Raw genomic sequence first — 26,235 nt, forward strand, 5'->3', positions numbered from 1 at the left:
GGTGCCACCGCTGGCGGACGAGGGCATGGATGCGCGTCACGCGCGGGTGGGATACTGGCGTCCTGTTCCCGCCCTGCGAGGCACCGCTTGTCCAGCCCAGACCCTTCCCGGTTCGACGTCGTCGTGGTCGGCGGTGGCGCCAGCGGCGCGCTGGTCGCGACCCATCTGCTCGGCGACGGTGCATGCCCGCACACCGTGGCCCTGGTCGAAGCGCGGCCGGCCATGGCCGAAGGCGTCGCGTATTCCACCCGGCACCCCGAGCACCTGTTGAACGTGCGTGCCGCCGGCATGAGCGCGTTCGGCGACAGCCCGTGGGATTTCGTCCGCTTCCTGGAGGGCCTGCCCGAGCATGCCGGACAGGAACCGGCCACGCTCGGCGCGCGGTTCATGCCGCGCATGGTCTATGCGCGCTACCTGGCGGCGCTGGCTGGAGGCCGTCCGGGGCTGGAGCGCTTGAGCCGGATCACCGATGCCGCCGTGGACGTGGTGCCGCTGGAGGACGGCTTCGAGGTGGTGCTGGCGTCGGGCGGCCGGCTGCGGGCGCGGGCGGTGGTGCTGGCGGTGGGCAACCGTCCCGCGAGGCTGCCGGTGGCCGACGGCGGGGCCGCAAGCGGGATGGCCGTGGTCGAAGCCTGGGACTATGCCGGGGTCGCGGCGATCCCGCCGGATGCCGATGTCTGCATCCTCGGCGCCGGGCTGAGCATGGTCGACGTGGTCCTGGGCCTGTGTGCCAACGGACATCGTGGGCGCATCACTTCGCTGTCCCGGCGCGGACTGGTGCCGCTGCCACATGCCGAGCCGGCGCCGCCGTCGGACGTGGAAATCGCCGGCCTGCTGGACGAGCCGGACCTGCGCGCCAGGCTGCGCGCAGTCCGCCGCGTGGTCGCGCGCGAGCAGGCGCAGGGTCGGCCCTGGCAGGCGGTGATGGATGCGCTGAGGCCCCACGTCCAGGCGCTGTGGACCAGCCTGGACGCAGCCGGGCAGCGACGCTTCCTGCGCCACCTGGTTCGCCATTGGGACGTGCACCGCCACCGCATCGCTCCGGAGGTCGCGCGGCAGCTGGACGCAGCCACCGCGTCCGGGCAGTTGCGGAGGCTGGCCGGCCGGCTGGTGGTGGTCGATGGCGGCCCCCGGCCCGGCATCACCTGGCGTCCGCGCGGTCGCGACGGCCTGGAGCGCTTCGAGGCCGACGTGCTGGTCAATGCGCTCGGCGTGGACAAGCGGATCGATGTCGGCGACGGGCTGCTGGCGCGGCTGTGCGGACGCGGATTGCTGCGTCCCGGGCCGCATCGCATCGGTGCGGCAACCGCGGCCGACGGCGTTCCCCTCGGCGCCGACGGCGCGCCGGTGCCGGGACTCTGGACCCTGGGGGCGCTGCGGGTGGGCGACCTCTGGGAAAGCATCGCCATGCCCGAGCTTCGCGGCCAGGCGCTGGACGTCGCCGGCGCGGTGCGCGCCCATCTCGACGCGACCGGGCCATAATCGGGCCATGGACCGCTACGAACGCATCCTCTCGCTGCACCGCATCCTCGGCTCTGCGCGCTATCCGGTCACGGTCGCGCGCCTGCAGGAGGAGCTGGACTGCTCGCGTGCCACCGTCTACCGCGACGTGGCCTTCCTGCGCGACGCGCTGATGGCGCCGATCGTGGGCGACGATGCCGGCATCCGCTACGACGCTGAAGAGAGCGGCCGCTTCGAACTGCCGGGCCTGTGGCTGAGTTCCGAAGAACTGCACGCGCTGCTGGCCGCGAAGCAGCTCCTGTCGCGCAGCAGCGGTGGCGTCCTGTCCTCGGCGCTGGCGCCGCTGCAGTCGCGCATCGAGAAGCTGCTGAGCGAGCACGCCAGCGGCAAGCAGTGGCCGATGGAGCGCGTGCGCGTGATCCCGCACCGCACCCGGCGCCTGGATGAACAGGCCTTCCGCGCGGTGTGTTCGGCGGTGCTCGGGCGCAAGCGCCTGGCCTTCGAATACCGTGCGCGCTCGACCGATGAGAAAACCCGGCGCACCGTGTCGCCGCAGCGCATCACCCACTACCGCGACAACTGGTACCTCGATGCCTGGGACCACGAACGCGACGGCCTGCGCAGCTTTTCGGTCGACCGCGTCACCCACGCGCGCGGGCTGGAAGACGCCGCGATCGACGTCGACGAGGGCGAGCTCGACCGCCATCTCGGCGGCAGCTACGGCATTTTCTCGGGTGCGCCCAAGGGCGTGGCGACCATCCTCTTCAGCGCCAAGGCCGCGCGCTGGGTGGCCGACGAGCACTGGCACTCGCAGCAGCAGGGCCGCCACCTCGCCGACGGCCGTTACGAATTGAAGGTGCCTTACAGCGCCGCGCGCGAGCTGCTGATGGACGTGCTGCACTACGGCAGCGACGCCGAGATCCTCGAGCCGCCGTCGCTGCGCGAACAGGCCAAGTCGCTGCTCGAGCTGGCGCTGTCGAACTACGAGCGCTGAGGCGCGTCCGCCGCCTCAGCTGCCGGGTGTGGGGCTGGCGGCAGGCTCGAAGCCGAGCCGCCCCTCCTGTTCCGGGACCTGGGGCACGCGGCGCAGCCGGTCGGTATTGACGCCATGGCTGCGGATGCGCCGCTCGAGTTCGAGATAGGCCTCGTCTTCGACCTGCTGTGCCCGGGTGAGGATCCAGGCGTGGTCGCGCCCGGGCGAGTCGATCAGAAGCCAGCTGCCGTCGGTGGCCATTTCCAGCATGCGCAGCCGCGTGGGCACGACGCCATAGGCGCGCACTTTCCAGGTGCGATCGCCCTGGCCGTCGCGGCGGGCGGTGGAGCTGGCGGACTCCAGCGGCTGGCCGAAGCCCTCGCGCCAGTGGCGGCCGAGTTCGATCCGGTCGTCGTCGGCCATCGCCAGATGGGTGGTGGAAGCGACCTGTCCGCGTTCGCCGAACCACGGCACCCGCGCCACGACGTACCAGTCGCCCATCAGGACTTCGAGTGGCGGCATGCGGGCGTCGCGGCCGCCGGCCGCGGTGCCGTCGCGCCCGCTGGCACAGGCGGCCAGCAGCAGGCACAGCACAAGCGCGCACAGAGCGCGGATGGCAGAAGGACGTTGGAAGGGAACTCGTCTGGAATGCTGGGTCATCACGTATTCCGTGGTGCCGCGGCAGGCTGCCAGCGGGCCGGCGAAGGAGGCGTCAATGCCAGGGTCGCAGTCCTTGAGATGGGGCGGTTGCAGGCTGGGCTCCACATTCTGGAGAGCCATCATGACACCACGCACAAGCCACCGGTTCCACCCCGTCCGCCTTGCCGCCGCCGCTGGGCCTGCCAGCCCGGACTGGGTGGCGCGCGGAGTGCTGGCGCTGATGTTCCTGGCCCTGGTGGCCATGCTCTCGCTGCCGCAGGCGCGCGGCGACAGCGCCAGCTTCGGCTGGGTGCCGCTGTGGCTGGCCGGCCTTCCCGTCACTGCCTGGCTGGCACTGGCCGTGGCCCGCCGGCGCGCCGGCGGCTGATCAAGACATTCGGCCCGGGTCCGCGCTTCGCGGCCTGTGCTAGCGTTGCCGGCCCACCCGCCGGAGCCTGCCGCATGTCCAAGCTGCCTTATGCCTGCCTGTTTGCCGCGCTTGCCGTTGCCTCCTTCGGCGCGACCGCGCAGGAGGACGCCGAAGTGACCGATCCATACCAGTGGCTCGAGGACGTAGAGGGCGAAAAGCAGCTCGCCTGGGTCCGCGAACAGAACGCGAAGGCGGAGGCCGAACTGGTCGACACGCCTGGTTTCAAGGCGCTCGAGGCCGACCTGCTCGCCGTCTATGACTCCGACGACAAGATCCCCGGCGTCTACAAGCAGGGCGACTGGTACTACAACTTCTGGAAAGACAGCAGGCACGAGCGCGGCATCTGGCGCCGCACCACGCTGGACGAGTATCGCAAGCCGCAGCCCAAGTGGGAGACCGTGCTCGATCTCGACGCGCTCAACAAGGCCGAGGGCGAGAACTGGGTCTGGCACGGCGCCAACTGCCTGCGTCCTGAATACGAGCGCTGCCTGGTCGCGCTGTCGCGCGGCGGCGCGGACGCCGACGTCACCCGCGAGTTCGACCTGTCCACGCAGACCTGGGTCGAGGACGGTTTCTTCCGCGACGAGGCCAAGGGCGCGCTGCAGTGGATCGACCGCGACACGGTCTATGTCTTCACCGATTTCGGCGACGGCACGCTGACCAGCTCCGGCTACCCGCGTATCGCCAAGGAATGGAAGCGCGGCACACCGATGGATGCGGCCACGGTGGTTTACGAAGGCCAGGCCGATGACATGTACATCTCCGCCGGGCACGACCACACGCCGGGCTTCGAGCGCGACTTCGTCATCCGCACCATCGCTTTCTACAACGACGAGCTCTACCTGCGCGAAGACGACGGCAGCCTGACGAAGGTTGACGTGCCGAACTCGGCGCAGAAGTCGGTGCAGCGCGAATGGCTCGGCCTCGAGCTGCGCGAACCCTGGGAGATTGGCGGCAAGACCTACAAGGCGGGCTCGCTGCTGGCGGCGAAGTTCGACGACTACATGGCCGGCAAGCGCGAGTTCGACGTGTTGTTCGAGCCCACCGACACCACCTCGCTGGCCGGCGCCACGTTCACGAAGAGCCATCTGGTGCTGAACGTGCTCGACGACGTCAAGAACCGGCTGCACGTGCTCACGCCGGGCGCCGACGGCTGGACCCGCAGCGAGTTCGCCGGCGCGCCCGAAATCGGCACGGTGGGTGTCTCGGCGGTAGACAGCGACGAGTCCGACGCGCTGTGGATGACCGTCACCGACTACCTCACGCCCAGTACGCTGTCGCTGGTGGAAGTGGGCGGAAAGCCGGAAGTGCTCAAGACCATGCCGGCGTTCTTCGACGCATCGAAGCATGTGATCGAACAGCACTTCGCCACCTCCAAGGACGGTACCAAGGTCCCGTACTTCCTGGTGCATCCCAAGGGCATGGCGCTGGATGGCAGCAACCCGACGCTGCTGTACGGCTACGGCGGCTTCGAGATCTCGCTGACCCCGGGCTACTCCGGCGGCGTCGGCAAGGGCTGGCTGGAGAAGGGCGGCACGTACGCGGTCGCCAACATCCGCGGCGGCGGCGAGTACGGACCGCGCTGGCACCAGGCCGCGCTCAAGGCCAACCGCCACAAGGCCTACGAGGACTTCGCCGCGGTGGCGCGCGACATGATCGAACGCAAGATCACCTCGCCCGCGCACCTCGGCATCCGCGGCGGCAGCAACGGCGGGCTCCTCACCGGCAACATGCTGACGCAGTACCCGGAGCTGTTCGGCGCGGTCGTGATCCAGGTGCCGCTGCTCGACATGCAGCGCTACCACAAGCTGCTGGCCGGCGCCTCGTGGATGGCCGAGTACGGCAACCCGGACATCCCGGAGGAGTGGGAGTTCATCAAGACCTTCTCGCCCTACCATCTGTTCGATGAAGCGAAGGACTATCCGCCGACCCTGATCCTGACCTCGACCCGCGACGACCGCGTCCACCCGGGCCACGCCCGCAAGATGCACGCGCTGATGTCGGAAGCGGGCAAGGACGTGCGCTACTACGAGAACATCGAAGGTGGCCATGGCGGCGCGGCCAACAACAGGCAGGCCGCGCACATGGACGCGCTGTACCTGACCTTCCTCTGGCAGCAGATCGGCCGCGACGCCGACTGACCTCGCCAGCAACGACCCCGGGGCGCCGCAAGGCGCCCCGGTTGCATCCGCCACCCGTGGACCCCATCCAATGAAGCCCATCGCACTTGCCGGCCTCCTGCTCATGACCCTCACCAGCCACGCCGCCACGCCCACGCCGCCCGACGTCGAGAAGCGCGCCCACGAGGTCCGTGCCCCGCACGGCGCGGTGCGCCAGGACGAGTACTACTGGCTGCGTGACGACGCGCGCGAAGACAAGGCCATGCTGGCCTACCTCGAAGCCGAGAACGCCTACGTCGACCAGGTGGTGGCGCCGCTGAAGCCGGTCGAGGACGCGCTGTACGACGAGTTCATCGCCCGCATCAAGCAGGACGATGCCAGCGTGCCCTTCCGCGAGCATGGCTGGTGGTACTACTCGCGCTACGAGGCCGGCAAGGACTACCCGGTGCACGCGCGCCGCAAGGACGCCGAGGGCCTGGATGCCGCCGCGATCATGCGCCTGAACGAAGCCGGCGATTTCGCCGCCGAGCAGGTGCTGCTCGACGTCAACGCCATGGCCGAGGGCAAGGAGTACTTCAGCGTCGGCGTGTACGAGGTCAGCCCGGACAACCGCATCCTGGCCTGGGCCGACGACAGCATCGGCCGCCGCCAGTACACGATCCGCTTCCGCGACCTGGAGACCGGCAAGGATTACCCGGAATCCATTCCCGGCCTGTCCGCCGACATGGCCTGGGCGGATGACAACAGGACCCTGTTCTACGTCGAGAACGACCCCGATACGCTGCTGACCGTGCGCGTGAAGAAGCACGTGCTCGGCACCCCGGTGGCCGACGACGTGCTGGTGTACGAAGAGGAAGACGACAGCTTCTACATGGGGCTGTCGCGCACCCGCGACGAACGCTTCATCTGCATCGGCGTGGAGAGCACGGTGTCCAGCGAGCTGCGCTGCACCCCGGCCTCCGACCCGGGCGAATTCACCGTGCTTGCGCCGCGCGAGCGTGACGTCGAGTACGACGCCGACCATTTCGACGGCCGCTGGGTGATCCTCACCAATGCCCCCGGCGCCGACGGCGACAAGGCGCCGAACTACCGCATCGCCACCGCGCCCACCGCCGCCACTTCGCGCGCGGAGTGGAAGGAGTGGATCGCGCACCGCGACGACGTGCTGCTGGAAGGCTACGAGCTGTTCGACGGCTTCACCGCGATCGCCGAGCGCTCCAACGCCCTGGAGCGGGTGCGCGTGCTGAAGGCCGGTGGTGGCGACGAGTACGTCGCCGCGGACGAACCGGCGTACTCGATGGGCCTGTCGGTCAACGCCGAACCCGACACCGAGTGGCTGCGCTACGGCTATACCTCGATGACCACGCCGGGCACCACCTACGAGCTCAACGTGCGGACCGGCGAGCGTCGCCTGTTGAAGCAGCAGCCGGTGATCGGCTACGACCCCTCGAAGTACGTCACCGAGCGCAGCTGGGCCACCGCCCGCGACGGCACCCGCATCCCGGTGTCGCTGGTCTACCGCAAGGGCTTCGAAAAGGACGGCACCGCGGCGCTGCTGCAGTACGCCTACGGCAGCTACGGCATGTCGATGGACCCGGGTTACAGCCTGACCACGACCAGCCTGCTGGACCGCGGCATGGTCTACGCCATCGCCCACATCCGCGGCGGCCAGGAGATGGGCCGGAAGTGGTACGACGACGGCAAGCTGCAGAACAAGATCAATACCTTCACCGACTTCATCGACGTCACCGACCATCTGGTGGCCGAAGGCTGGGCGTCGAAGAACCGCGTGGCCGCCTACGGCGGCAGTGCCGGCGGCCTGCTGATGGGCGCGATCTCGAACATGGCGCCGGAAAAATACCGGCTGATCCTGTCGCAGGTGCCCTTCGTCGACGTGGTCACCACGATGCTCGATCGCAGCATTCCGCTGACCACCAACGAGTACGACGAGTGGGGCAATCCCGAGCGCAAGGCCGACTACGACTACATGGTCACGTACTCGCCCTACGACAATCTGGAGGCCAGGGCCTATCCGGCGATGTTCATCGGCACCGGCCTGTGGGATTCGCAGGTGCAGTACTGGGAGCCGGCGAAGTACGTTGCCCGCCTGCGCGACCTCAACACCTCGGGCGCGCCGGTGCTGTTCCGCACCAACATGGACGCCGGTCATGGCGGCAAGTCGGGCCGCTTCCGCCGCTACCGCGAGCTGGCGGAGATGTATGCCTTCATGCTCGACCAGCTTGGCGTCGCCGCCGACGCACCCGCGGCTCCGGCTCCGGCGCCCCCCGCGAACCCCGCCCCGGCACTGTAGGAGCAGCTACAGCTGCGACCGCCCACACGTGCTTTCGTGTGGCATGCCGCGGCGACGCCATCCCTGCTTTTTTGTGGGGCATGGCCGCGGCGACGCCATCCCTGCTTTTTGTGGGAGCGGCTATAGCCGCGAAATGGGCTGGCGGCCAAAGGGCGTCGCGGCTATAGCCGCTCCCACAAAAGCCGCTCCCACAAAAGCAGCTCCTGCAACGGCCGCTCCTGCAACAGCGGGCGCCCCGGCGCTGCCAAAGGCATGATGGCGGGATGGATGAGCATTCCCGCACGCCAAAGCCGCCCCGGGCCGCGCCGCCCGACGCACGGCCCGTGCGCTTCCGCTGGGCGTGGTGGCTGCTGGCCTACGCCGCGCTCGGCCTCGGGCTGCTCGGCGTACTACTGCCCGGGCTGCCCACGGTGCCATTCATCCTGCTCTCCGCCTGGGCGGCGGCCCAGGGCTCCGAGCGGCTGCATCGCTGGCTGCTGGCGCACCCGGGTTTCGGGCCGATGATCCGGGACTGGCACGAGCATGGCGCCGTTACCCGGCGCTCCAAGTGGATGGCCACGGGGGCCATGGCGGCCTCGGCGCTGATCCTGCTCGCCGTGGCCTGGATGACCGGCTACGCGCGCTGGTGGGCCATCGCGCTGCCGATCGCCTGCATGGTCGCGGTGTGTGCGTGGCTGTGGATGCGGCCGGAGCCGCCGCGCTAGACTGCGGCCATGAATATCCGCGCCTTGCTGCCACTCGCCCTGCTGTCGTCCGTGCTCGCGCTGTCCGCCTGCGGCAACAAGGGCCCGCTGCTGCCGCCACCGGCGCCGGACGACGAGGATTGGCCGGCCGGATCCGCTGACGAAGCCGACGATGATGCCGATGCAGGCCTCGACGGCGTGCCGGTGGACGACGATGCGGACGCCGACGTGGACACCGATATCGACACCGATATCGACACCGATATCGACACCGATATCGACACCGATATCGACACCGATATCGACGCCGATATCGACGCCGATATCGACGCCGATATCGACGCCGATACGGACGTCGATCCCGAAGCCGGCGTCGACGGCGAGGGCGACGACCCGGCCGCGGCTGCTGCGGGCGACGAGGGTGATGGCGTCGCCTGATCCCGCGATGGCCGCGGCCGCTCCGGCCGCACTGCGCTTCAGCAAGATGCACGGGGCCGGCAACGACTTCGTGGTCCTGGACCTGCGCGACGGCCGGCCGTCGCCCGATGCCGCGCTGTGCCGGCTGCTCGCCGACCGCCACCGCGGCGCGGGCTGCGACCAGATCCTGACCATCGCCGCGCCGCGCAGCGCGGACGCGCTGGCGTCCTACGCCATCTGGAACGCCGACGGCTCGCCTTCGCAGCAGTGCGGCAACGGCGCGCGCTGCGTGGCCGCCTGGCTGGTGCGCGACGGCGCCGCGGCCGCCGACTTCATCCTCGACAGCCCGGTGGCCAGCCATCGCGCGCGTGCGCTGGGCGAGGGCATGTTCGACATCGCGATGGGCGCGCCGGTGTTCGCGCCCCAGGCGATCCCCCTGGCCGGCTTCGCCGCCGCGGCTGATGCGTACGCGATCGAGGTCGACGGCCTCGCGCTGCGCGTCGGCGCGGTCTCGATGGGCAACCCGCACGCCGTGCTCGAGGTCGACGACGTTGACGCCGCGCCGGTGGCGGAGCTGGGCCCGGCGCTGCAGCGGCACGCGGCGTTCCCGGAGTCGTGCAACGTCGGCTTCGCCGAGGTCATCGACCGCAACCGCATCCGCCTGCGCGTGTTCGAACGCGGCGTCGGCGAAACGCTGGCCTGCGGCAGCGGCGCCTGCGCCGCGGTGGCGGTGCTGGCGCGCCGCGGCCGCGTGGACGCGGCGGCGGGGGTGGATGTCGTGCTGCCCGGCGGCACGCTTCGCATTTACCATGGTGCCGACGGCGGCCTGCGCATGGCCGGACCGGCGGCATTCGTCTACGAAGGGGTATTCAACGCATGAACGACACCGTCGAGAAGCTCGGCGCCCACGAGGTCGCGGCCTGGCTGCGCCGGCATCCCAGGTTCCTGCAGCAGTTCCCGGACCTTGCGATCAGCATGGTGGTCCCGCGCGAGGACGGGCCCGCCGCCTCGCTGGCCAGCTACCAGCTGGAAGTGCTGCGCGACAAGAACCGCGAACTCTCGCGCCGCCTGCAGGACCTGTACGCGGTATCGCAGGAGAACGAGCGGCTGGCGGTGCGCACCCATCAGCTGACCCTGGCGCTGATGCGCCCCCGCAGCGCCGCCGGCGTGGTCCGGGCCATGGTTGCGACGCTTGCCGAGGACTTCAACGGCGACCTGGTGCGCGTGGTGCTGTTCGAGCCGCTGCCCGGCCTGCAGGACGAGGAATGGCTGCAGGTCATCGCCCGCGACGACCGCAGCCTGCAGCCCTTCGCCGACTGCCTCCGCGACGGCGAACCGCTGTGCGGCCGGCTGCACCCGGACAAGCAGGCGCTGCTGTACGCCGCACGCGTCGACGAGGTCGCGTCCACGGCGCTGCTGCCGATCGACGGCGTGGGCGTGGTGGCGGTCGGCAGCAGCGACCCCAACCGCTTCTATCCGGGCATGGGCACGCTGTTCCTGCGCATGATGGCCGAGGCCTTCGCGGTGGCGCTGTTGCGGCATCGGGATTGAGCCCTGCGAAAGCGCGAAGACGCGAGGGAGGTCGGCTTGTGGGCGCGAAGAACGCGGGAGGCACGGCGGTCGCTGGCACGCATCCGGCGGTCGTCGACTTCCTCGCCCACATCGAGTTCGAGCGCCGGATGTCGGCGCACACCCTGGACGCCTACCGCCGCGACCTGGCCGCGCTGGCGGGGTGGTCTGCAGGCGCGGGCCATGACGACCTGCTGGCGCTCGACAGCGCCGCGCTGCGCGCCTTTGTCGCCGCAGAGCATCGCCGCGGGCTGGCGCCCAAGAGCCTGCAGCGTCGGCTGTCGGGCTGTCGCAGCTTCTACCAGTGGCTGCTGAAGCACGGTCGCATCGCCGCCAATCCCGCCACCGGCGTGCGCGCCCCGCGCGCGCCGCGCAAGCTGCCGCAGGTGCTGGATGTCGACGAAGCCATGGCCCTGGTGGAGGTGCCGACCGACGCGCCGCTGGGCCTGCGCGACCGCGCTTTGCTGGAGCTGTTCTATTCCTCGGGCCTGCGCCTGACCGAGCTGCGCCTGCTGCGCTGGCGCGACCTGGACATGGACCAGGGCCTGGTGACGGTACTCGGCAAGGGCAGCCGCCAGCGCACCGTGCCGGTGGGCTCGCACGCCTGCAAGGCGCTTGCAAACTGGCGCGCGGAAGGTAGCGCGAGCGGGAGTGCGCGCGGCTCGGATGCGGGTTCGCTGCCGGGCCCTGACACGCCGGTCTTTCCCGGCCGCGGCGGTGCACCGATCAGTGCGCGTGCAGTGCAGCTCCGGCTGCGCGAGCTGGCGCGGCGGCAGGGTCTGTTCAAGCGCGTGCATCCCCATCTGCTGCGGCATTCATTCGCCAGCCACATGCTGGAATCGTCCGGTGACCTGCGCGGCGTGCAGGAGCTGCTGGGACACGCGGACATCGCGACCACGCAGATCTACACGCACCTGGATTTCCAGCACCTGGCGAAGGTCTACGACGACGCGCATCCGCGGGCCAAGCGCCGCAAGGACTGACCCGGCCCGGGTCGCAGCTATAGCTGCTCCTACAGAGGCGCGGCGCGCCGACGGGACCCTTGCATCCCTCCGCGACCAACCCCATCCAGAGGATTCAGCCCACGGAGGCCGCATGGACCCCAGCCAGAATCCCCACGTATTCCACGCCACGACCATCGTGTCGGTGCGCCGCGAGGGCCGCGTCGCCATCGCCGGCGACGGCCAGGTGACCCTCGGCAACACGGTGATGAAGTCGAACGCGCGCAAGGTGCGCCGCCTCGGCAAGGACGGCCAGATCCTCGCGGGCTTCGCCGGCGCGGCCGCCGATGCCTTCACTCTGTTCGAACTCTTCGAATCCAAGCTCGAGAAGCACGGCCAGCTCACCCGCGCCGCGGTGGAGCTTGCGAAGGACTGGCGCACCGAGCGCCGCTTTGGGAAGCTCGAAGCGCTGCTCGCGGTGGCCGACAGGGACACCTCGCTGATCATCAGCGGCACCGGCGACGTGATCGAGCCCGAGGACGGGCTGATCGCGATCGGCTCCGGCGGCCCGTTCGCGCTGTCCGCGGCGCGCGCGCTGCTCGCGCACACGCAGATGGACGCGCGCATGGTCGCCACCGAGTCGCTCAACATCGCCGGCGACATCTGCATCTACACCAACCGCAACGTCGTGGTCGAGGAGCTCTGAGCATGGCCATGAAGATCGACACCTCCCACGCCACCATGACCCCGCGCGAGATCGTGCAGGAGCTTGACCGCCACATCGTCGGCCAGCAGGAGGCCAAGCGCGCGGTCGCGATCGCGCTGCGCAACCGCTGGCGCCGCGCCCAGCTCGGCGACGAGCTGCGCAACGAGGTCATGCCCAAGAACATCCTGATGATCGGCCCCACCGGCGTCGGCAAGACCGAGATCGCGCGCCGCCTGGCGACGCTGGCCAACGCGCCGTTCGTGAAGGTGGAGGCCACGCGCTTCACCGAGGTCGGCTACGTCGGCAAGGACGTCGAGCAGATCATCCGCGACCTCGCCGACACCGCGGTCAAGCTCTACCGCGAGCAGGCCAAGCAGAAGATGCGCACCCAGGCCGAGGAGCGCGCCGAGGACCGGATCCTCGACGCACTGCTGCCCAAGCGCGAGCAGTCCCAGTCGCCCGGCTTCGGCTTCGGCGCCGCGGCGCAGGGCAGCACCACCGTCGACATCGGTGCCGAGCCGTCGTCGCAGGAGTCGGAGACCCGCCAGAAGCTGCGCCGCCAGCTGCGCTCCGGCGAGCTCGACGGGCGCGAGATCGAACTCGACCTTGCCGCCGGCGGTGGCGTCGACATCATGACCCCGCCGGGCATGGAGGAAATGGGCCAGCAGCTGCGGCAGATGTTCGCCAACCTCGGCAGTGGCAAGACCAACAAGCGCAGCATGCCGATCCACGCCGCGCGTCCGCTGCTCATCGAGGAAGAGGCCGGCAAGCTGGTCAACGAGGACGAAGTGCGCGCGGCCGCGATCGAGGCCTGCGAACAGCACGGCATCGTCTTCATCGACGAGATCGACAAGGTCGCCAAGCGCAGCGAGGGCATGGGCGCCGACGTCAGCCGCGAGGGCGTGCAGCGCGACCTGCTGCCGCTGGTCGAAGGCAGCACCGTCAGCACCAAGTACGGCCCGGTGAAGACCGACCACATCCTGTTCATCGCATCCGGCGCCTTCCACCTGGCCAAGCCCAGCGACCTGATCCCGGAGATGCAGGGCCGGTTCCCGATCCGGGTCGAGCTCACGGCGCTGCTGAAGGACGACTTCGTGCGCATCCTGACCGAGCCCAAGGCCGCGTTGACCAAGCAGTACGTCGAGCTGATGAAGACCGAAGGCCTGGAGCTCGACTTCACCGACGACGCCATCGACCGCCTGGCCGAGATCGCCGCCGAGGTCAACGAGCGCCAGGAAAACATCGGCGCGCGCCGCCTGCACACCGTGCTCGAGCGGCTGCTGGACAGCCTGAGCTTCGAGGCGCCCGACCGCGGCGGCGTCGTCAGCATCGACCGCGCCTATGTCGATGCACAGCTGGGCGAGCTGGTGCAGGACCAGGACCTGAGCCGCTACATCCTGTAAGCGCGCCGGCAGGACGCATCCCGCTCCCGCTCCCGCGACCGCGCGGGGGCGGGGGAGGGCCGGCATTCAGCAGGCGGCGCGCATCCGGGCATGTCCGGCTGGCAGACTGGTCCCCCGGACCGCTTCCGCGAGGCCACCATGCACCGTCCCCTTTCGATCACCGGCGCCGCGCTCGTGCTGCTGCTGGCCGCCGCGCCCGCCGCCGCCGGCGACGTGTCCTGCCGCCTGGATTTCGACATGTCCGGCTGGTCCGTGTTCTACAAGACCGGCTCGGGCAGCGGCCGGGTCAGCTGCGACAACGGCCAGTCGCGCGCCGTGACCATCGAAGCCCGCGGCGGTGGCCTGACCGTCGGCAAGTCCGAGATCCGCGGCGGCCGCGGCCAGTTCTCCGGCGTGGACTCGATCAGCGAGGTGCTTGGCACCTACGTCTCGGGCGAAGCCCACGCCGGCGTGGTGAAGTCCAGCAAGGCCCAGGTGATGACCAAGGGCGAAGTCTCGCTCGCCCTGGCCGGCACCGGCGAGGGCGTGGATCTGGGCGTGGCATTCGGGGCGTTCACGATCGAGGGGCGGTGAGAAAGCCGCACCGCGGCCTCACTCCTCCCCGATATCCTCGTTCCAAAGCCCCGGATTGGCCTCGATCCACTCGCCCATCATCGTGACGCAGCGTTCGTCATCCAGCACCACCACCTCGGTGCCGCTCTCCCGCAGCCATTCAACCCCGCCGGCGAAGTTCACCGCCTCGCCCACCACCACCGTGCCGATGTTGAACTGCCGCACCAGCCCGCTGCAGTACCAGCAGGGCGCCAGCGTGGTGACCATGATCGTGTCGCGGTAGGAGCGCTGGCGGCCGGCCTTGCGGAAGGCGTCGGTCTCGCCGTGGATGGACGGGTCGTCCTCCTGCACGCGGCGGTTGTGGCCGCAGCCGAGCAGGCGGCCGTCGGCGTGGTACAGGGCGGCGCCGATCGGGATCCCGCCCTCGGCCAGGCCCTGGCGGGCCTCGTCGATGGCGGTGTCGAGCAGGGCGCGGTAGTCCGGGGTGGCGATCATGGCGGGCGCTCCAGGCGGGCGGGGGAGGGCCGGCATCGTGCCATGCCGCGGGGCCTGCGGTCCGCGATGCGCGCGCGCCGCTGCCGCCACGGTGCGATAATCGCCGCCATGACCGACCGCGACCCCCGCCCCGACACCACCCACTTCGGCTTCCGCGACGTGCCGGTGGGCGAGAAGCAGAAGCTGGTGGGCGAGGTGTTCTCGTCGGTGGCCGGCAGCTACGACCTGATGAACGACCTGATGTCGTTCGGCATCCACCGGCTGTGGAAGCGCTACTTCACCGCCACCGCGCAGGTCAGCCGCGGCGACCGCGTGCTCGATCTCGCCGGCGGCACCGGCGACGTGGCCGCGCTGCTGCGCCCGCGCGTGGGCGAGACCGGGGAACTGGTGCTGGGCGACATCAACGGCAACATGCTGCGCGTGGGCCGCGACCGCATGGTCGACCGCGGCCACGTGCGCGGCTTCAGCTATGTGCAGTGCAACGCGCAGTCGCTGCCGTTCCCGGACGCCAGCTTCGACCTGGTCACGATCGCCTTCGGGCTGCGCAACGTGACCGACAAGGACGCCGGCCTGCGCGAGATGCTGCGCGTGCTCAAGGTCGGCGGGCAGGCACGCGTGCTGGAGTTCTCCGAGGTGCCGGACTGGTTCAAGCCCGCGTACGACTTCCACTCCTTCAAGGTGTTGCCGCGCCTGGGCCGGCTGTTCGCCAGCGACGCCGACAGCTACCAGTATTTGGCCGAATCCATCCGCAAGCATCCGCCGCAGGAAGAGCTCAAGTCGATGATGGAGGCCGCGGGCTTCGCGCGCTGCCGTTACCGCAACCTGTCGGGCGGGATCGTCGCCATCCACGACGGCTACAAGGCCTGAGCGCGGCGCAAATCGCCGCACGAATCGCCGCGCGGGCGCATCCGGCGGCGACCACCGGCTAGAATCGGGGGCTGTTCCAATCACCGGACCCCCGTCCATGACCCTGAGCCGCACCCTTCGCCTGGCCGCCATCGCGGCGCTGGTCCTGTTCGCCGCTGTCGCCTGCAAGCGCGAGCCGACCCCCACCGATGCGCCGCCGGCGCCCAAGCCGCAGGCCGCCGCCAGCGGCGACGACTACGACGAGCACTCCTACGCAGACCCCGACAAGGTCGCCATCGACGACCTGGCGCTCGACCTGGCGCTTGATTTCGACGCCCGCACCATCAGCGGCACCGCCACCTACACCCTCGACTGGCGCGATGACGCGGCTACCGAGCTCGTGCTCGACACCCGCGACCTCAAGATCGAACGCGTGGAAGGCGAGGGCGAGGGCGGCGCCTGGCAACCGCTGGAATACGCGCTGGCCGGGCGCGACGACCTGCTCGGCAGCAAGCTCACCATCCAGGCGCCGGAGCGCAACGCGCACATCCGCGTGGCCTACCGCACGGTGCCCGAGGCCTCGGGCCTGCAGTGGCTCGATGCTGCGATGACCGAGGGCAAGGCCACGCCCTTCATGTTCAGCCAGTCGCAGGCGATCCACGCGCGCTCGTGGGTGCCGCTGCAGGACACGCCGCGCGTGCGCTACACCTACAGCGCGCACGTGACCGCGCCGGCTGACGTGATGGTGCTGATGAGCGCCGACAATGATCCGGCGGCCGCACGCGATGGCGACTACAGCTTCAGCATGCCGCAGCGCATTCCCTCGTACCTGATGGCGATCGCCGCCGGCGACCTGGTGTTCAAGCCGATCTCGGCGCGCTCCGGCGTCTGGGCGGAGCCGGCCGCGGTTGATCGCGCGGTGGCCGAGTTCGAAGACACCGAGAAGATGATCGCCACCGCCGAGTCGCTCTACGGCCCCTACCGCTGGGAGCGCTACGACATCCTGGTGCTGCCGCCGTCGTTCCCCTATGGCGGCATGGAAAACCCGCGCCTGACCTTCGCCACGCCCACCGTGATCGTCGGCGACAAGTCGCTGGTGGCGCTGATCGCGCACGAGCTGGCGCACAGCTGGTCGGGCAACCTGGTGACCAACTCCAGCGCCAAGGACGGCTGGCTCAACGAAGGCTTCACCAGCTACGTCGAGAACCGCATCATCGAGGCGCTGTTCGGCAAGGAACGCGCCGACATGGAATACGTGATCTCGCGCAACGGCCTGAAGGCCGAGATCGCGAACATGAGTCCGGAGGAGCAGGCGCTGGCGGTGCGCCCGGGCGTGGTCAAGGATCCGGACGACTCGCTCAGCGCCGTGTCCTACGACAAGGGCGCGTGGTTCCTGCAGTTCCTTGAAGAGCGCTTCGGCCGTGCCGAGTTCGACGCCTTCCTGCGCGGCTATTTCGATCATTTCGCGTTCCAGTCGATCCCCACGTCGCGCTTCGTCGAGTACGCCAACGAGCACCTGCTGGGCAAGTACCCCGGCAAGGTGAGCCGCGAAGAGTTCGACGCCTGGCTGTACGAGCCCGGGATTCCGGCCACCGCGCCGCAGGTGCTGTCGCGCAACTTCGGCGTGGTCGACAGCGCGCGCCTGGGCTGGCTGGGCAGCGGCACGGTGCCGCCGGCGGTGATCACCGACGAGTGGAGCACGCAGGAATGGGTGCATTTCCTCGAAGGCATGCCGGAGACGCTTTCGGCCGAGCAGCTGTCGCAGCTCGACACCGCCTACGCCTTCACCGGCACGCCCAACGGCGAGATCGCGCAGCGCTGGTACCCACTGGCGGTGCGCAGCGGCTACGTGCAGGCCTACCCGGCGATCGCCGACTTCCTGCGCACCATCGGCCGCCGCAAGCTGATCATGCCGACCTACCAGGCGCTGGTCGCCACCGAGGCCGGCCTGGCGTTCGCCAAGGAGCAGCTGGCCGCCGCGCGCCCGGGCTACCACCCGATCACCACCGGTTCGGTGGAGAAGGTCATCGCCGAAGCGAAGCCGGCGCCGGGCACCGGCACGCCGGTGGCGCCGGCGGCGGTCGAGCCCGCCGAGCCCGTGCCGCCGCCGGCCGCGACGGAACCGGCGATGCCGGCCGCGGACGGCGACCCCACGCGCCCGGCGCCCACCGGTCGCTGACCAGGCCGCGGGCGCTGGCGATCACCCGCGCACGGTCGTTTCCGGCACCGTTGGTCAAAACGTTCACCGCAAGACGAGGTTCCGCATGAACACGCCACGCTCTGACAGCGCACGACGCCCCACCATGGTCGCGGTAGCTCTTTCCGCCGCGCTGCTGGCGCTGGCCGCCTGCCAGGACCCGGCCGCGCAGGCCGAAGCCCAGGCCGCTTCGCAGGCGCAGGCCAACGAAGCCGCGGCCGAGCAGGCCGCAGCCGACTTCGACACCGCCTACGCCGCGGAAAACTGGGTGCTGGCCGGCGCCCAGGGCGACGTGCTGCTGGCGCGCTACCCGGACACGGCCGCGGCCGAACGCATCCGCCCGCTGCACGAAGAGGCGCGGGCCAAGGGCAACCAGGTCCGCGAGGAGGCCCGCGTGGAAGCGCTCTGGGCCTACAACAGCGAGCCGGTGAAGGGCGGCAACCAGCTTTCAGCGGCGATTTTTTCACGCCAGGGCGTCGACAGCGACGGCAGCGGCGAAAAGCCCGTGCGCCTGATCTTCCGCGACCATCCGGACTGGGGCCGCAGCAGCTACCTGGTGATGCAGGCCGGCGACTTCGACTGCTACGGGGCCTGCCGGGTCACGGTCACGGTGGACGATGCGACGCCGAAGAAGATGGCCGCCAACCGTCCCGACACCGACGAAGCCATCGCCATGTTCATCGATGATGAAAAGGCGCTGTGGCGGATGATCGACGGCGCGAAGCGGCTGGTGGTGGAGTATCCGGTCAAGGCCGGCGGCACGCGTACCGTCGAGTTCGAAGTCGCTGGCCTGGACCGCAAGCAGTTGCCGGCCTGGAACTGAGTCAAGCGCAGGGACCGCCCGCGCACGCGGCGGATTACAGCGCGTAGCCGAACTGCTGCCTGAACTGCGCCGCGAACTCGTCGTAGTCGAATCGCTGGTTCTGCGTGCCCGGGTGCTCGACCTTCAGTGCGCCCATCAGGTTGCCGATGCGGCCGATGGTTTCCCAGTCGTACCCTTTCTCGATGCCGAACAGCAGGCCGGCGCGGAACGCGTCGCCGCAGCCGGTCGGGTCGGTGACGCGGGTCTCGTGCGCAGGCGGCACGTCGTAGGTCTTGCCGTCGGCGTAGATCACCACGCCCCTGGGACCGCGCGTGGTGATGTAGGCCTTGACCTTGCCGGCGATGGTGGCTTCGTCCCAGCCGGTGCGCTCCTGCAGCAGGTTCGACTCGTAGTCGTTGACTGTGACGTAGTCGGCCTGCTCGATGAAGGCGCGCAGCTCCGCGCCGTTGAACAGCGGCATCGCCTGGCCCGGGTCGAAGATGAAGGGAATGCCGGCCTCGGCGAACTCCTTCGAATTCTGGATCATGCCTTCGTAGCCGTCCGGGCTGACGATGCCGATGCTCACGCCGGGCACGTCGCGCACGTGGTTTTCGTACGAGCGCATCATCGCGCCGGGGTGGAAGGCGGTGATCTGGTTGTTGTCGAGGTCGGTGGTGATGAACGCCTGCGGCGTGAACAGCTCCGGGATTTCCTTGACGTGGGCGAGCGGGATCCCGAGCTCGGCGAAGTAGTCGCGATAGGGTCCGAAGTCCTGGCCGACGGTCGCCATCGGGATCGGGTCGCCACCCAGCAGCTTCAGGTTGTAGGCGATGTTGCCGGCGCAGCCGCCGAATTCGCGGCGCATCCGCGGCACCAGGAACGACACGTTCAGGATGTGCACCTTGTCCGGCAGGATGTGGTTCTTGAACTGGTCGGGGAACACCATGATGGTGTCGTAGGCCAGGGAACCGCAGATCAGTGCAGGCATCGGGAAAGTGCTCCGGGGGCTGGTGCCGGCCCGGTGGGACGGCGTTTTTCGGGGATATCGTGCAATGCCGCGGACCGGCGGCGATGTTGGCGCGGCCCCTTCGGGGCCAGACCGCCGCACAGGTTAGCCCCGCCGTCGCGCCGGGCCAAGCCGCACGGCGTGCGCCGGGGCGTTTTTCCTTGCCGGGGCAGGGGGTGGTTGCTACGCTTGATGATCCGGTTTTCTCCGGGAATTCCCCCGTTCCCGCCCCCCTCCTGACGGACGCGCGCCCCCGATGTTCAAGAAGTTCCGCGGCATGTTCTCCAATGACCTGTCCATCGACCTGGGCACGGCCAACACCCTTATTTTCGTCCGCGGCCAGGGCATCGTGCTCAACGAGCCGTCGGTGGTGGCCATCCGCCAGGACCGCAACGGCGGCCCAAGGGCGGTCGCCGCGGTGGGCAGCGAGGCCAAGCAGATGCTCGGCCGCACGCCAGGCCACCTCACCACCCACCGGCCGATGAAGGACGGCGTGATCGCCGACTTCACCTATACCGAGGAAATGCTCAAGTACTTCATCCGCAAGGTGCACAAGGGCCGCTTCCTGCGGCCCAGCCCGCGGGTGCTGATCTGCGTCCCGGCCGGGTCCACCCAGGTGGAGAAGCGCGCCATCAAGGACTCGGCGATGGAGGCCGGTGCCCGCGATGTCTCCCTGATCGAAGAGCCCATGGCCGCCGCGATCGGTGCCGGCATGCCGGTCACCGAGGCGCGCGGCTCGATGGTGGTCGACATCGGCGGCGGCACCACGGAAGTCGCGGTGATCGCGCTCAACGGCATCGTCTATTCGCAGTCCGCGCGCATCGGCGGCGACCGCTTCGACGAGTCGATCATCAACTACGTGCGCCGCAACCACGGCATGCTGATCGGCGAGGCCACGGCCGAGCGGGTCAAGATCGAACTCGGCTGCGCCTACCCGCAGGAAAAGGTCCTGGAAACCGAGATCTCCGGCCGTCACCTGGCCGAGGGCGTGCCGAAGATGGTCAAGATCAACTCGAACGAGGTGCTCGATGCGCTGCGCGAACCGCTGATGGGCATCGTGGCCGCGGTGCGCCAGGCGCTGGAACAGACCCCGCCGGAGCTCAGCGCCGACGTCGCCGAGCGCGGCATCGTGCTCACCGGCGGCGGCGCCCTCTTGCGCGACATCGACCGCCTGCTGAGCGAGGAGACCGGCCTGCATGTACAGGTGGCCGAGGACCCGTTGACCTGCGTGGCCCGCGGCGGTGGCCGTGCGCTGGAGCTGCTGGACATGCACGGCAACGAGTTCTTCGCCTCGGAGTGACCTGACCGACCCCCGCCAACACCGTGCCCAACTACGCCGGTCCCGCCGCACCCCGATCCAGTGACGTCACCGGCACGCTGAAGCTGCTGGCCTACCTCGCGCTGTCGGTGACGCTGCTTGTGCTTGATCACCGCGGTGACTGGCTGGCCCAGGCGCGCGGCCACGCCAGCGTGGCCATGCAGCCGGTGTGGTGGCTGGCCGGATTGCCCGCGCGCCTGGGCGAGAGCGTCCGCGACGACGCCGCCAGCCGGACCCGGCTGTCCGAAGAGAACCGCCACCTGCGCAACGAGCTCCTGCTCGGTGCCGCCCGGCAGGCGCGGCTGCAGGTCGAAGCCGAGGAGAGCGCGCGCCTGCGCGGCCTGCTTGGTGCCGCCGAACGCGGCAGCCAGGACGTGCAGCTGGCGCCGATCCTCGATGTCGACCTCGACCCCACCCGCCAGCGCTTGATGCTCAACGCCGGCACCCGCACCGGGGTGCGTCGCGGGCAGGCGGTGATCGATGCCGGCGGCCTGGTCGGGCAGGTGATCGAGGCCACGCCGACCACGGCCGTGGTGCTGCTGCTGACCGACCCCGACCACGCCGTGCCGGTGGCGGTGGCGCGCACCGGCGTGCGCCTGATCGTATACGGCACCGGCCGCAGCGACGTGCTGGAACTGCGCAACGTGCCGCTGTCAAGCGACGTGCGCGCCGGCGACGTGCTGATCACCTCCGGGCTTGGTGGCCGCTTCCCGCCGGGCTTTCCGGTGGGCACGATCGCGGCCCTGCGCCCCGATGACAGTCGCGCGTTCCTGCTCGGCGACGTCAACGCCGCGGCCCAGCTCGACCGCGGTCGCGACGTGCTGCTGCTGCGCGAGCAACCGATGGCGCGGGACGAGGCGCCGCCGGCCGCGGCAGCCGATGCCGTGCCCGGTGCCGGGCAAGCGGCTGCGGACGTGGTGGATGCGGCGACGCCAGCGCCAGGAGTCGTGCCATGAGCGCCCGCGACCGCGGCTGGTTGCTGCCGGTCAGCGTACTGCTGGCCCTGCTGCTCGGCCTGCTGCCCATGCCCGCCCTGCTGCAGCCGCTGCGCCCGTACTGGCTGGCCCTGGTGCTGGCCTACTGGGTGATCGAGGACAGCGAACGCGTCGGCCTGGGCTTCGCCTTCGGCGCGGGCCTGGTGGCCGACCTCGCCTTCGGCGGCCTGCTCGGCGAACAGGCGCTGCGGCTGGTGGTGATGACCTTCATCCTGCAGCGCTTCCGCACCCAGCTGCGCTTTTTCCCGATGCCGCAGCAGGCGCTGGCGATCGGTGGCCTGCTGCTCAACGACCGCGTGATCAGCACTGTGATCCATTTCGGCCTGGGCGAGCCGGTGCTGCCGCTGGCGTACTGGTGGGCGCCGCTGCCAGGCATGCTGCTGTGGGCACCGCTGTTCGTGCTGCTTGACGCGCTGCGGATCCGCCGCGGCGCGCACCGGTGATGTCGGGTCCGCGGGGCCGTCGGCTTCGCAACGCCGAGGCCGAGGCGCGCCTGTTCCGCGGGCGTGCCCTGATCGGCTTTGCCGTGGTCGTGCTGGCGCTGGGGGGCTTGGCCGGCTGGTATTTCAAGCTGCAGGTGCTCGATCACGACGACTACGCCAAGCGTTCGCACGCCAACCGCATCAAGCCGCGGCCGGTGGTGCCGGGGCGCGGCCTGATCCTGGACCGCGAAGGCCGGATCCTGGCCGACAACGTGCCCGCCTACCGCCTCGACGTGACCCCCGAGGAGGCCGGCGACATCCCCGCGCTGGTGGATGCGCTGTCGGAGCTGGTGGAGCTCGCGCCCGAGGACATCGAGCGTTTCGAGGTCGCGCGCAAGTCCACTCGTTCCTTCCGTGCGATTCCGCTGAAGCTGCGCATCAGCGACGAGGAGGCCGCGCGCTTCGCGGTCGAACGCTGGCGCTTCCCGGGCGTCGAGCTGGTGCCCTACCTCAACCGCCGCTACCCCTATGGCGATCTGCTGGCGCACGTGGTCGGCTACGTCGGGCGCACCGATGACAGCGACATCGAGCGCTTCGGTGAAGCCCATGCGGTGTTCACCCATACCGGGCGCGCCGGCCTGGAGCGGTATTACGACGAAGCCCTGCGCGGCGTGGTCGGCTATGAGCAGGTCGAAACCAACGTCGAGGGCCGGGCACTGCGCAGGGTCGGCCTGATGCCGGCCACCGCGGGCGCCGACCTGAAGCTGTCGCTGGACGTCGAGCTGCAGCGAGCGATGGTGGTGGCCTTCGGCGAGATGCAGGGCTCGGCGGTGGCGGTGGACCCGGCCACGGGCCAGGTGCTGGCGATGGTCAGCCTGCCCAGCTACGACCCCAACCTGTTCGTCAACGGAATTTCCACCACCGATTACCGCGGGCTGATGGACGACCCGGCGCGGCCGCTGTTCAACCGCAACGTGCTGGGCGGCGGGCCGCTGGGCTCGATCGTGAAGCCCTTCATGGCCCTGGCCGGCCTCGACAGCGGCCTGCGCACGCCGGAAAGCCGGGTGTTCTCCACCGGCGAGTTCTTCATCCCCGGGCAGAGCCGCGGCTACCGCGACGCCGGGCGTGGCGCCGGCTGGGTCGACCTGCGCGACTCGATCTCGCGTTCGATCAATTATTACTACTACAAGCTCGCCTACGACATGGGCATCGACCGCCTGGCGGAGTACATGCACCGCTACGGCTTCGGCGAACCCACCGGCATCGACCTGACCGGGGAGACGTCGGGGATCGTGCCTTCGCGCGAATGGAAACTGGGCAACAGCCGCGAGCCCTGGTATCCGGGCGAGACGGTGATCGCCGGCATCGGCCAGGGCTACTGGGTCGCCACGGCGCTGCAGATGGCGCGCGGCACCGCGGCCATCGCCAACGGCGGCATGCTGCATCCGCTGCGCCTGGCGGCCGAGCGGCGCAGCGGCTACGACCTGCCCTGGGCGCCGCTGGCGGCCGCGCCCGCGGCGCGCATCAGCGATAGCCCGGCGCACGTGCGCGCGGTGCAGGAGGGCATGGAGGCGACCATCCACGGCCGCGGCACGGCGACGGCCATGGCCCGCGGCGCGCCGTACCGGATGGCCGGCAAGACCGGCACCGCGCAGCGCGTCAGTCGTCGCGGCAGCGTCAGCCTGGACCCCCGCAGCTTGCCCTACCACCTCCGCCACCAGGCGCTGTTCGCGGGCTACGCGCCGGCTGAGCAGCCGACCATCGCGCTGGTGGTGGTGGTCGAGCACGGCGGCTACGGCGGCGCCACCGCGGCGCCGATCGCGCGGAAGATCTTCGATGCCTGGCTGCTGGGCGAGGTGCCGGAGCCCACCGCCGTGGCCGATGGCGTGGCCGTGCCGCCGGTCGACTTGTTTGAAGACGTGGTCGGTGCCGTGTTCCCGGGCCCGGGGGCGCAGCTGCTGGAACCGGCGGCAGTCGATCCCCCGGCAGTCCACGACGCACGCCCGGGCGTGCCCGTGGAGCCGCAGCCATGAACGAGATCCTCCGCTTCCTGCTGGACCTGGTGCTGCGCTTCGTGCGCACCCTGGACTGGATGCTGCTGGGCGCCCTGCTGGCGCTGATGGGCATCGGCCTGGCGGTGCTGCACAGCGCCGGGGGCCAGAACCCCGCCCTGGTGACGTCGCAGGGTGCGCGCTACGGCGTCGGGTTGGGGGTGCTGTGGCTGCTGTCGCGGGTGCCGCCGCTGCGCCTGCGCGATGCATCGCCGGCCGTGTACCTGCTGTCGCTGCTGCCGCTGGTGGCGGTGCTGTTCCTCGGCACCGGGCGCAGCGGCGCGCACTGGCTCGACCTCGGCGTGTTCTATTTCCAGCCGGCGGAGCTGCTCAAGCTCAGCCTGCCGATGATGGTGGCCTGGTACCTCAACGCGCGCCCGCAGCCGGCCGGTTTCGCGGTCACGGTGGTGGCGATGCTGCTGGTGGCACTGCCCACGGGGCTGATCCTGCTGCAGCCGGACTTCGGCACCGCGATGCTGGTGGCCGCCAGCGGCGTGTTCGCGCTCTACCTGGCCGGCATGTCGTGGTGGTGGTTCGTGGCCGCGGGCGCGGCGGCGGCGGCGGCGGCGCCGGCGGCCTGGTTCTGGATGCTGCGGCCCTACCAGAAGGACCGCATCCTCACCTTCCTCGACCCCGAGTCGGATCCCCTGGGCGCGGGCTGGAACATCATCCAGTCGAAGATCGCCATCGGTTCCGGCGGCCTGCGCGGCCAGGGCTGGGGCGAGGGTTCGCAGTCGCACCTGAACTATGTGCCCGAGCACACCACCGACTTCATCTTCGCGGTGCTGTCGGAGGAATTCGGCTGGGTCGGCGTGGTTACCGTCCTCTCGCTGTACATGGTGGTGGTGGGCCGCTGCCTGTGGATCGCGGCGGAGTCGCGCGACGGCTTCGGGCGCCTGCTGGTCGGCGCGCTCGGCCTGTCGCTGTTCGTCTACGTGCTGGTCAACGGCGGCATGATTTCCGGGCTGCTGCCGGTGGTCGGCGTGCCGATGCCGCTGCTGAGCTTCGGCGGCACCGCCGCGGTGTCGCTGCTGGCCGGCATGGGCGTGGTGATGGCGGTGGGTGCGCACCGCCCGGTGCGCAAGCGCTGAGGCCACCGCAGCGGCCGGCGCGGTCGGCTGGCGCGGTGGCGTCGGCGCTCTCGGGACTCAGTCCGCCTGCGTCGTAGCGGCAGGTACGGAGTCCGGAGTCAGGCTGCCCACGACCGTGCCCTGGTCATCCAGGAAATCGATCGAGGCACCGCCATCAGCTGCAACTTTCAGCTGCATACGCGGGTTGCCCTTGGCGTCGCTCATGACCAGGGTCGCGTCGCCGCCGCCGTTGCGGCCCACGAACAGGCGATCCGCGCCGTAGTGGTTCCCGGCACGGCGGCCTGCCATCAGCGCCTTGCGCTCACCCTCGGGCATCGCTTCGATCTCCGCGTTCTCCTCGAAGTCGATCGCGATAGAGCGTGACGGGCGGTCGGAGACCTGCATGCCGGCCAGGGTCCGGTCGCCGCCCTGGTCGAGGCCCATGATCTGCACGATCTGGTCCTGCTCGTATCGGTCGAACGTCAGGCTGCCACCTGAGCGGATCTTGCCGTTGGCGTCGCGGCTGCCTGCGAAGATCAGCCCACCGACCTCCGAGCCTTCATCGTTGTAGAACAACATGCCCGCCTGGGGCCGCGGGTGCGCGTATTCCCTGTCCTTGATGATCGCGCCCGGGAAACGGGCGGAGCTCGACAGTACGTAGCGCAGCGTACCGTCGGGTTCACGAAGGTTGAGCCGCTGCACGTCGATTTCCTCGAACGAGGTCTTGTTGCCCGAAGTGGCGCCGGTCAGCAGTGCCGTGGCGACGGCGAGCGTCAGCACGCCGGAGTACAGGGTGAGCAAGCGTTCCGCACGGGTCATGGTCAGTCC

At 70.1% G+C, this 26,235-nt stretch carries 25 protein-coding genes; 21 read left to right on the plus strand and 4 right to left on the minus strand.

What is annotated here, in order from left to right; genetic code table 11:
* Nucleotides 1-87 precede the first annotated feature (87 nt).
* Complete coding sequence (locus tag ACW7G5_RS11155) at nucleotides 88-1,482, plus strand: FAD/NAD(P)-binding protein (RefSeq protein ID WP_457004514.1); 1,395 nt, start codon at nucleotides 88-90, stop codon at nucleotides 1,480-1,482.
* A gap of 7 nt (nucleotides 1,483-1,489) precedes the next feature.
* Nucleotides 1,490-2,455 (plus strand): helix-turn-helix transcriptional regulator, encoded by a 966-nt coding sequence (locus tag ACW7G5_RS11160; RefSeq protein ID WP_457004516.1) that lies wholly within the window; start codon nucleotides 1,490-1,492, stop codon nucleotides 2,453-2,455.
* 15 nt (nucleotides 2,456-2,470) lie between these two features.
* On the opposite strand, the gene ACW7G5_RS11165 is transcribed toward ACW7G5_RS11160, so the two are convergent.
* A complete protein-coding gene (locus ACW7G5_RS11165) occupies nucleotides 2,471-3,214 on the minus strand; it encodes a lipocalin family protein (RefSeq protein ID WP_457004518.1) in 744 nt (247 codons plus the stop codon).
* Nucleotide 3,215: 1 nt separating this feature from the next.
* Between ACW7G5_RS11165 and ACW7G5_RS11170 the strand changes: the two genes are divergently transcribed.
* From ACW7G5_RS11170 to ACW7G5_RS11220, 11 genes are all read left to right on the plus strand, one after another.
* Entirely contained in the window at nucleotides 3,216-3,461 is a 246-nt protein-coding gene (locus ACW7G5_RS11170; RefSeq protein ID WP_457004519.1) for a hypothetical protein, read from the plus strand.
* Between the two features lie 74 nt (nucleotides 3,462-3,535).
* Nucleotides 3,536-5,644, plus strand: a complete 2,109-nt coding sequence (locus tag ACW7G5_RS11175; protein ID WP_457004521.1) for a prolyl oligopeptidase family serine peptidase — start codon at nucleotides 3,536-3,538, stop codon at nucleotides 5,642-5,644.
* Nucleotides 5,645-5,714: 70 nt separating this feature from the next.
* Entirely contained in the window at nucleotides 5,715-7,934 is a 2,220-nt protein-coding gene (locus tag ACW7G5_RS11180; RefSeq protein ID WP_457004522.1) for a S9 family peptidase, read from the plus strand.
* Between the two features lie 263 nt (nucleotides 7,935-8,197).
* Entirely contained in the window at nucleotides 8,198-8,638 is a 441-nt protein-coding gene (locus ACW7G5_RS11185) for a YbaN family protein (protein ID WP_457004524.1), read from the plus strand.
* Between the two features lie 9 nt (nucleotides 8,639-8,647).
* Nucleotides 8,648-9,055 (plus strand): LPS translocon maturation chaperone LptM, encoded by a 408-nt coding sequence (gene lptM / locus ACW7G5_RS11190; protein WP_457004526.1) that lies wholly within the window; start codon nucleotides 8,648-8,650, stop codon nucleotides 9,053-9,055.
* Nucleotides 9,042-9,914: a diaminopimelate epimerase gene (dapF, locus tag ACW7G5_RS11195; protein ID WP_457004528.1), complete on the plus strand. Its 873-nt coding sequence runs from the start codon at nucleotides 9,042-9,044 to the stop codon at nucleotides 9,912-9,914. Before lptM ends, dapF begins: the two co-directional genes overlap by 14 nt.
* Nucleotides 9,911-10,585, plus strand: coding sequence for a DUF484 family protein (locus tag ACW7G5_RS11200; protein WP_457004529.1), 675 nt, complete (start codon nucleotides 9,911-9,913; stop codon nucleotides 10,583-10,585). The genes dapF and ACW7G5_RS11200 overlap by 4 nt, the downstream gene beginning before the upstream one ends.
* Before the next feature lie 38 nt (nucleotides 10,586-10,623).
* Complete coding sequence (gene xerC / locus ACW7G5_RS11205; RefSeq protein ID WP_457004530.1) at nucleotides 10,624-11,586, plus strand: tyrosine recombinase XerC; 963 nt, start codon at nucleotides 10,624-10,626, stop codon at nucleotides 11,584-11,586.
* Between the two features lie 112 nt (nucleotides 11,587-11,698).
* A complete protein-coding gene (gene hslV, locus ACW7G5_RS11210) occupies nucleotides 11,699-12,250 on the plus strand; it encodes an ATP-dependent protease subunit HslV (RefSeq protein ID WP_457004532.1) in 552 nt (183 codons plus the stop codon).
* Between the two features lie 8 nt (nucleotides 12,251-12,258).
* On the plus strand, nucleotides 12,259-13,653 hold the full coding sequence (hslU, locus tag ACW7G5_RS11215; protein WP_457004752.1) for an ATP-dependent protease ATPase subunit HslU: 1,395 nt from the start codon (nucleotides 12,259-12,261) through the stop codon (nucleotides 13,651-13,653).
* A gap of 138 nt (nucleotides 13,654-13,791) precedes the next feature.
* Complete coding sequence (locus tag ACW7G5_RS11220; protein ID WP_457004533.1) at nucleotides 13,792-14,226, plus strand: hypothetical protein; 435 nt, start codon at nucleotides 13,792-13,794, stop codon at nucleotides 14,224-14,226.
* 18 nt (nucleotides 14,227-14,244) lie between these two features.
* Here ACW7G5_RS11220 and ACW7G5_RS11225 read toward each other — a convergent pair whose 3' ends face one another.
* Nucleotides 14,245-14,700: a nucleoside deaminase gene (locus ACW7G5_RS11225; RefSeq protein WP_457004535.1), complete on the minus strand. Its 456-nt coding sequence runs from the start codon at nucleotides 14,698-14,700 to the stop codon at nucleotides 14,245-14,247.
* A gap of 108 nt (nucleotides 14,701-14,808) precedes the next feature.
* On the opposite strand from ACW7G5_RS11225, the gene ubiE reads away from it, so the two are divergent.
* From ubiE to ACW7G5_RS11240, 3 genes are all read left to right on the plus strand, one after another.
* A complete protein-coding gene (ubiE, locus tag ACW7G5_RS11230) occupies nucleotides 14,809-15,567 on the plus strand; it encodes a bifunctional demethylmenaquinone methyltransferase/2-methoxy-6-polyprenyl-1,4-benzoquinol methylase UbiE (RefSeq protein ID WP_457004537.1) in 759 nt (252 codons plus the stop codon).
* Between the two features lie 97 nt (nucleotides 15,568-15,664).
* A complete protein-coding gene (locus ACW7G5_RS11235; protein WP_457004539.1) occupies nucleotides 15,665-17,725 on the plus strand; it encodes a M1 family metallopeptidase in 2,061 nt (686 codons plus the stop codon).
* A 124-nt stretch (nucleotides 17,726-17,849) separates the two neighbouring features.
* On the plus strand, nucleotides 17,850-18,566 hold the full coding sequence (locus ACW7G5_RS11240) for a hypothetical protein (RefSeq protein ID WP_457004754.1): 717 nt from the start codon (nucleotides 17,850-17,852) through the stop codon (nucleotides 18,564-18,566).
* Nucleotides 18,567-18,600: 34 nt separating this feature from the next.
* Here ACW7G5_RS11240 and ACW7G5_RS11245 read toward each other — a convergent pair whose 3' ends face one another.
* The gene (locus tag ACW7G5_RS11245; RefSeq protein WP_457004541.1) at nucleotides 18,601-19,533 is read right to left on the minus strand and encodes a carbohydrate kinase family protein; all 933 of its coding nucleotides are present in this window, start codon (nucleotides 19,531-19,533) and stop codon (nucleotides 18,601-18,603) included.
* Between the two features lie 274 nt (nucleotides 19,534-19,807).
* Between ACW7G5_RS11245 and ACW7G5_RS11250 the strand changes: the two genes are divergently transcribed.
* From ACW7G5_RS11250 to rodA, 5 genes are read left to right on the plus strand one after another with little or no spacing between them, the layout of a single operon-like run.
* Nucleotides 19,808-20,851 carry a rod shape-determining protein gene (locus ACW7G5_RS11250; protein ID WP_457004543.1) on the plus strand — a complete coding sequence of 348 codons (1,044 nt, stop codon included), beginning with the start codon at nucleotides 19,808-19,810 and terminating at the stop codon, nucleotides 20,849-20,851.
* A gap of 23 nt (nucleotides 20,852-20,874) precedes the next feature.
* Entirely contained in the window at nucleotides 20,875-21,825 is a 951-nt protein-coding gene (gene mreC / locus ACW7G5_RS11255; protein ID WP_457004545.1) for a rod shape-determining protein MreC, read from the plus strand.
* The gene (gene mreD, locus ACW7G5_RS11260; protein ID WP_457004547.1) at nucleotides 21,822-22,307 is read left to right on the plus strand and encodes a rod shape-determining protein MreD; all 486 of its coding nucleotides are present in this window, start codon (nucleotides 21,822-21,824) and stop codon (nucleotides 22,305-22,307) included. The genes mreC and mreD overlap by 4 nt, the downstream gene beginning before the upstream one ends.
* Complete coding sequence (gene mrdA, locus ACW7G5_RS11265) at nucleotides 22,307-24,319, plus strand: penicillin-binding protein 2 (protein WP_457004549.1); 2,013 nt, start codon at nucleotides 22,307-22,309, stop codon at nucleotides 24,317-24,319. Before mreD ends, mrdA begins: the two co-directional genes overlap by 1 nt.
* Complete coding sequence (rodA, locus tag ACW7G5_RS11270) at nucleotides 24,316-25,428, plus strand: rod shape-determining protein RodA (RefSeq protein ID WP_457004551.1); 1,113 nt, start codon at nucleotides 24,316-24,318, stop codon at nucleotides 25,426-25,428. The genes mrdA and rodA overlap by 4 nt, the downstream gene beginning before the upstream one ends.
* 57 nt (nucleotides 25,429-25,485) lie before the next feature.
* Here rodA and ACW7G5_RS11275 read toward each other — a convergent pair whose 3' ends face one another.
* Nucleotides 25,486-26,226, minus strand: a complete 741-nt coding sequence (locus tag ACW7G5_RS11275) for a hypothetical protein (protein WP_457004553.1) — start codon at nucleotides 26,224-26,226, stop codon at nucleotides 25,486-25,488.
* Between the last annotated feature and the right edge of the window lie 9 nt (nucleotides 26,227-26,235).

Source organism: Luteimonas sp. A501 (genome assembly GCF_054052085.1).

Coding starts and splice junctions, on each gene's coding strand:
- ACW7G5_RS11160 (WP_457004516.1), top strand. CDS start 1,490: ATGGACCGCTACGAACGCATCCTCTCGCTGCACCGCATCCTCGGCTCT.
- ACW7G5_RS11165 (WP_457004518.1), bottom strand. CDS start 3,214: ATGGCTCTCCAGAATGTGGAGCCCAGCCTGCAACCGCCCCATCTCAAG.
- ACW7G5_RS11170 (WP_457004519.1), top strand. CDS start 3,216: ATGACACCACGCACAAGCCACCGGTTCCACCCCGTCCGCCTTGCCGCC.
- ACW7G5_RS11175 (WP_457004521.1), top strand. CDS start 3,536: ATGTCCAAGCTGCCTTATGCCTGCCTGTTTGCCGCGCTTGCCGTTGCC.
- ACW7G5_RS11180 (WP_457004522.1), top strand. CDS start 5,715: ATGAAGCCCATCGCACTTGCCGGCCTCCTGCTCATGACCCTCACCAGC.
- ACW7G5_RS11185 (WP_457004524.1), top strand. CDS start 8,198: ATGGATGAGCATTCCCGCACGCCAAAGCCGCCCCGGGCCGCGCCGCCC.
- lptM (WP_457004526.1), top strand. CDS start 8,648: ATGAATATCCGCGCCTTGCTGCCACTCGCCCTGCTGTCGTCCGTGCTC.
- dapF (WP_457004528.1), top strand. CDS start 9,042: ATGGCGTCGCCTGATCCCGCGATGGCCGCGGCCGCTCCGGCCGCACTG.
- ACW7G5_RS11200 (WP_457004529.1), top strand. CDS start 9,911: ATGAACGACACCGTCGAGAAGCTCGGCGCCCACGAGGTCGCGGCCTGG.
- hslV (WP_457004532.1), top strand. CDS start 11,699: ATGGACCCCAGCCAGAATCCCCACGTATTCCACGCCACGACCATCGTG.
- hslU (WP_457004752.1), top strand. CDS start 12,259: ATGAAGATCGACACCTCCCACGCCACCATGACCCCGCGCGAGATCGTG.
- ACW7G5_RS11220 (WP_457004533.1), top strand. CDS start 13,792: ATGCACCGTCCCCTTTCGATCACCGGCGCCGCGCTCGTGCTGCTGCTG.
- ACW7G5_RS11225 (WP_457004535.1), bottom strand. CDS start 14,700: ATGATCGCCACCCCGGACTACCGCGCCCTGCTCGACACCGCCATCGAC.
- ubiE (WP_457004537.1), top strand. CDS start 14,809: ATGACCGACCGCGACCCCCGCCCCGACACCACCCACTTCGGCTTCCGC.
- ACW7G5_RS11235 (WP_457004539.1), top strand. CDS start 15,665: ATGACCCTGAGCCGCACCCTTCGCCTGGCCGCCATCGCGGCGCTGGTC.
- ACW7G5_RS11240 (WP_457004754.1), top strand. CDS start 17,850: ATGGTCGCGGTAGCTCTTTCCGCCGCGCTGCTGGCGCTGGCCGCCTGC.
- ACW7G5_RS11245 (WP_457004541.1), bottom strand. CDS start 19,533: ATGCCTGCACTGATCTGCGGTTCCCTGGCCTACGACACCATCATGGTG.
- ACW7G5_RS11250 (WP_457004543.1), top strand. CDS start 19,808: ATGTTCAAGAAGTTCCGCGGCATGTTCTCCAATGACCTGTCCATCGAC.
- mreD (WP_457004547.1), top strand. CDS start 21,822: ATGAGCGCCCGCGACCGCGGCTGGTTGCTGCCGGTCAGCGTACTGCTG.
- mrdA (WP_457004549.1), top strand. CDS start 22,307: ATGTCGGGTCCGCGGGGCCGTCGGCTTCGCAACGCCGAGGCCGAGGCG.
- rodA (WP_457004551.1), top strand. CDS start 24,316: ATGAACGAGATCCTCCGCTTCCTGCTGGACCTGGTGCTGCGCTTCGTG.
- ACW7G5_RS11275 (WP_457004553.1), bottom strand. CDS start 26,226: ATGACCCGTGCGGAACGCTTGCTCACCCTGTACTCCGGCGTGCTGACG.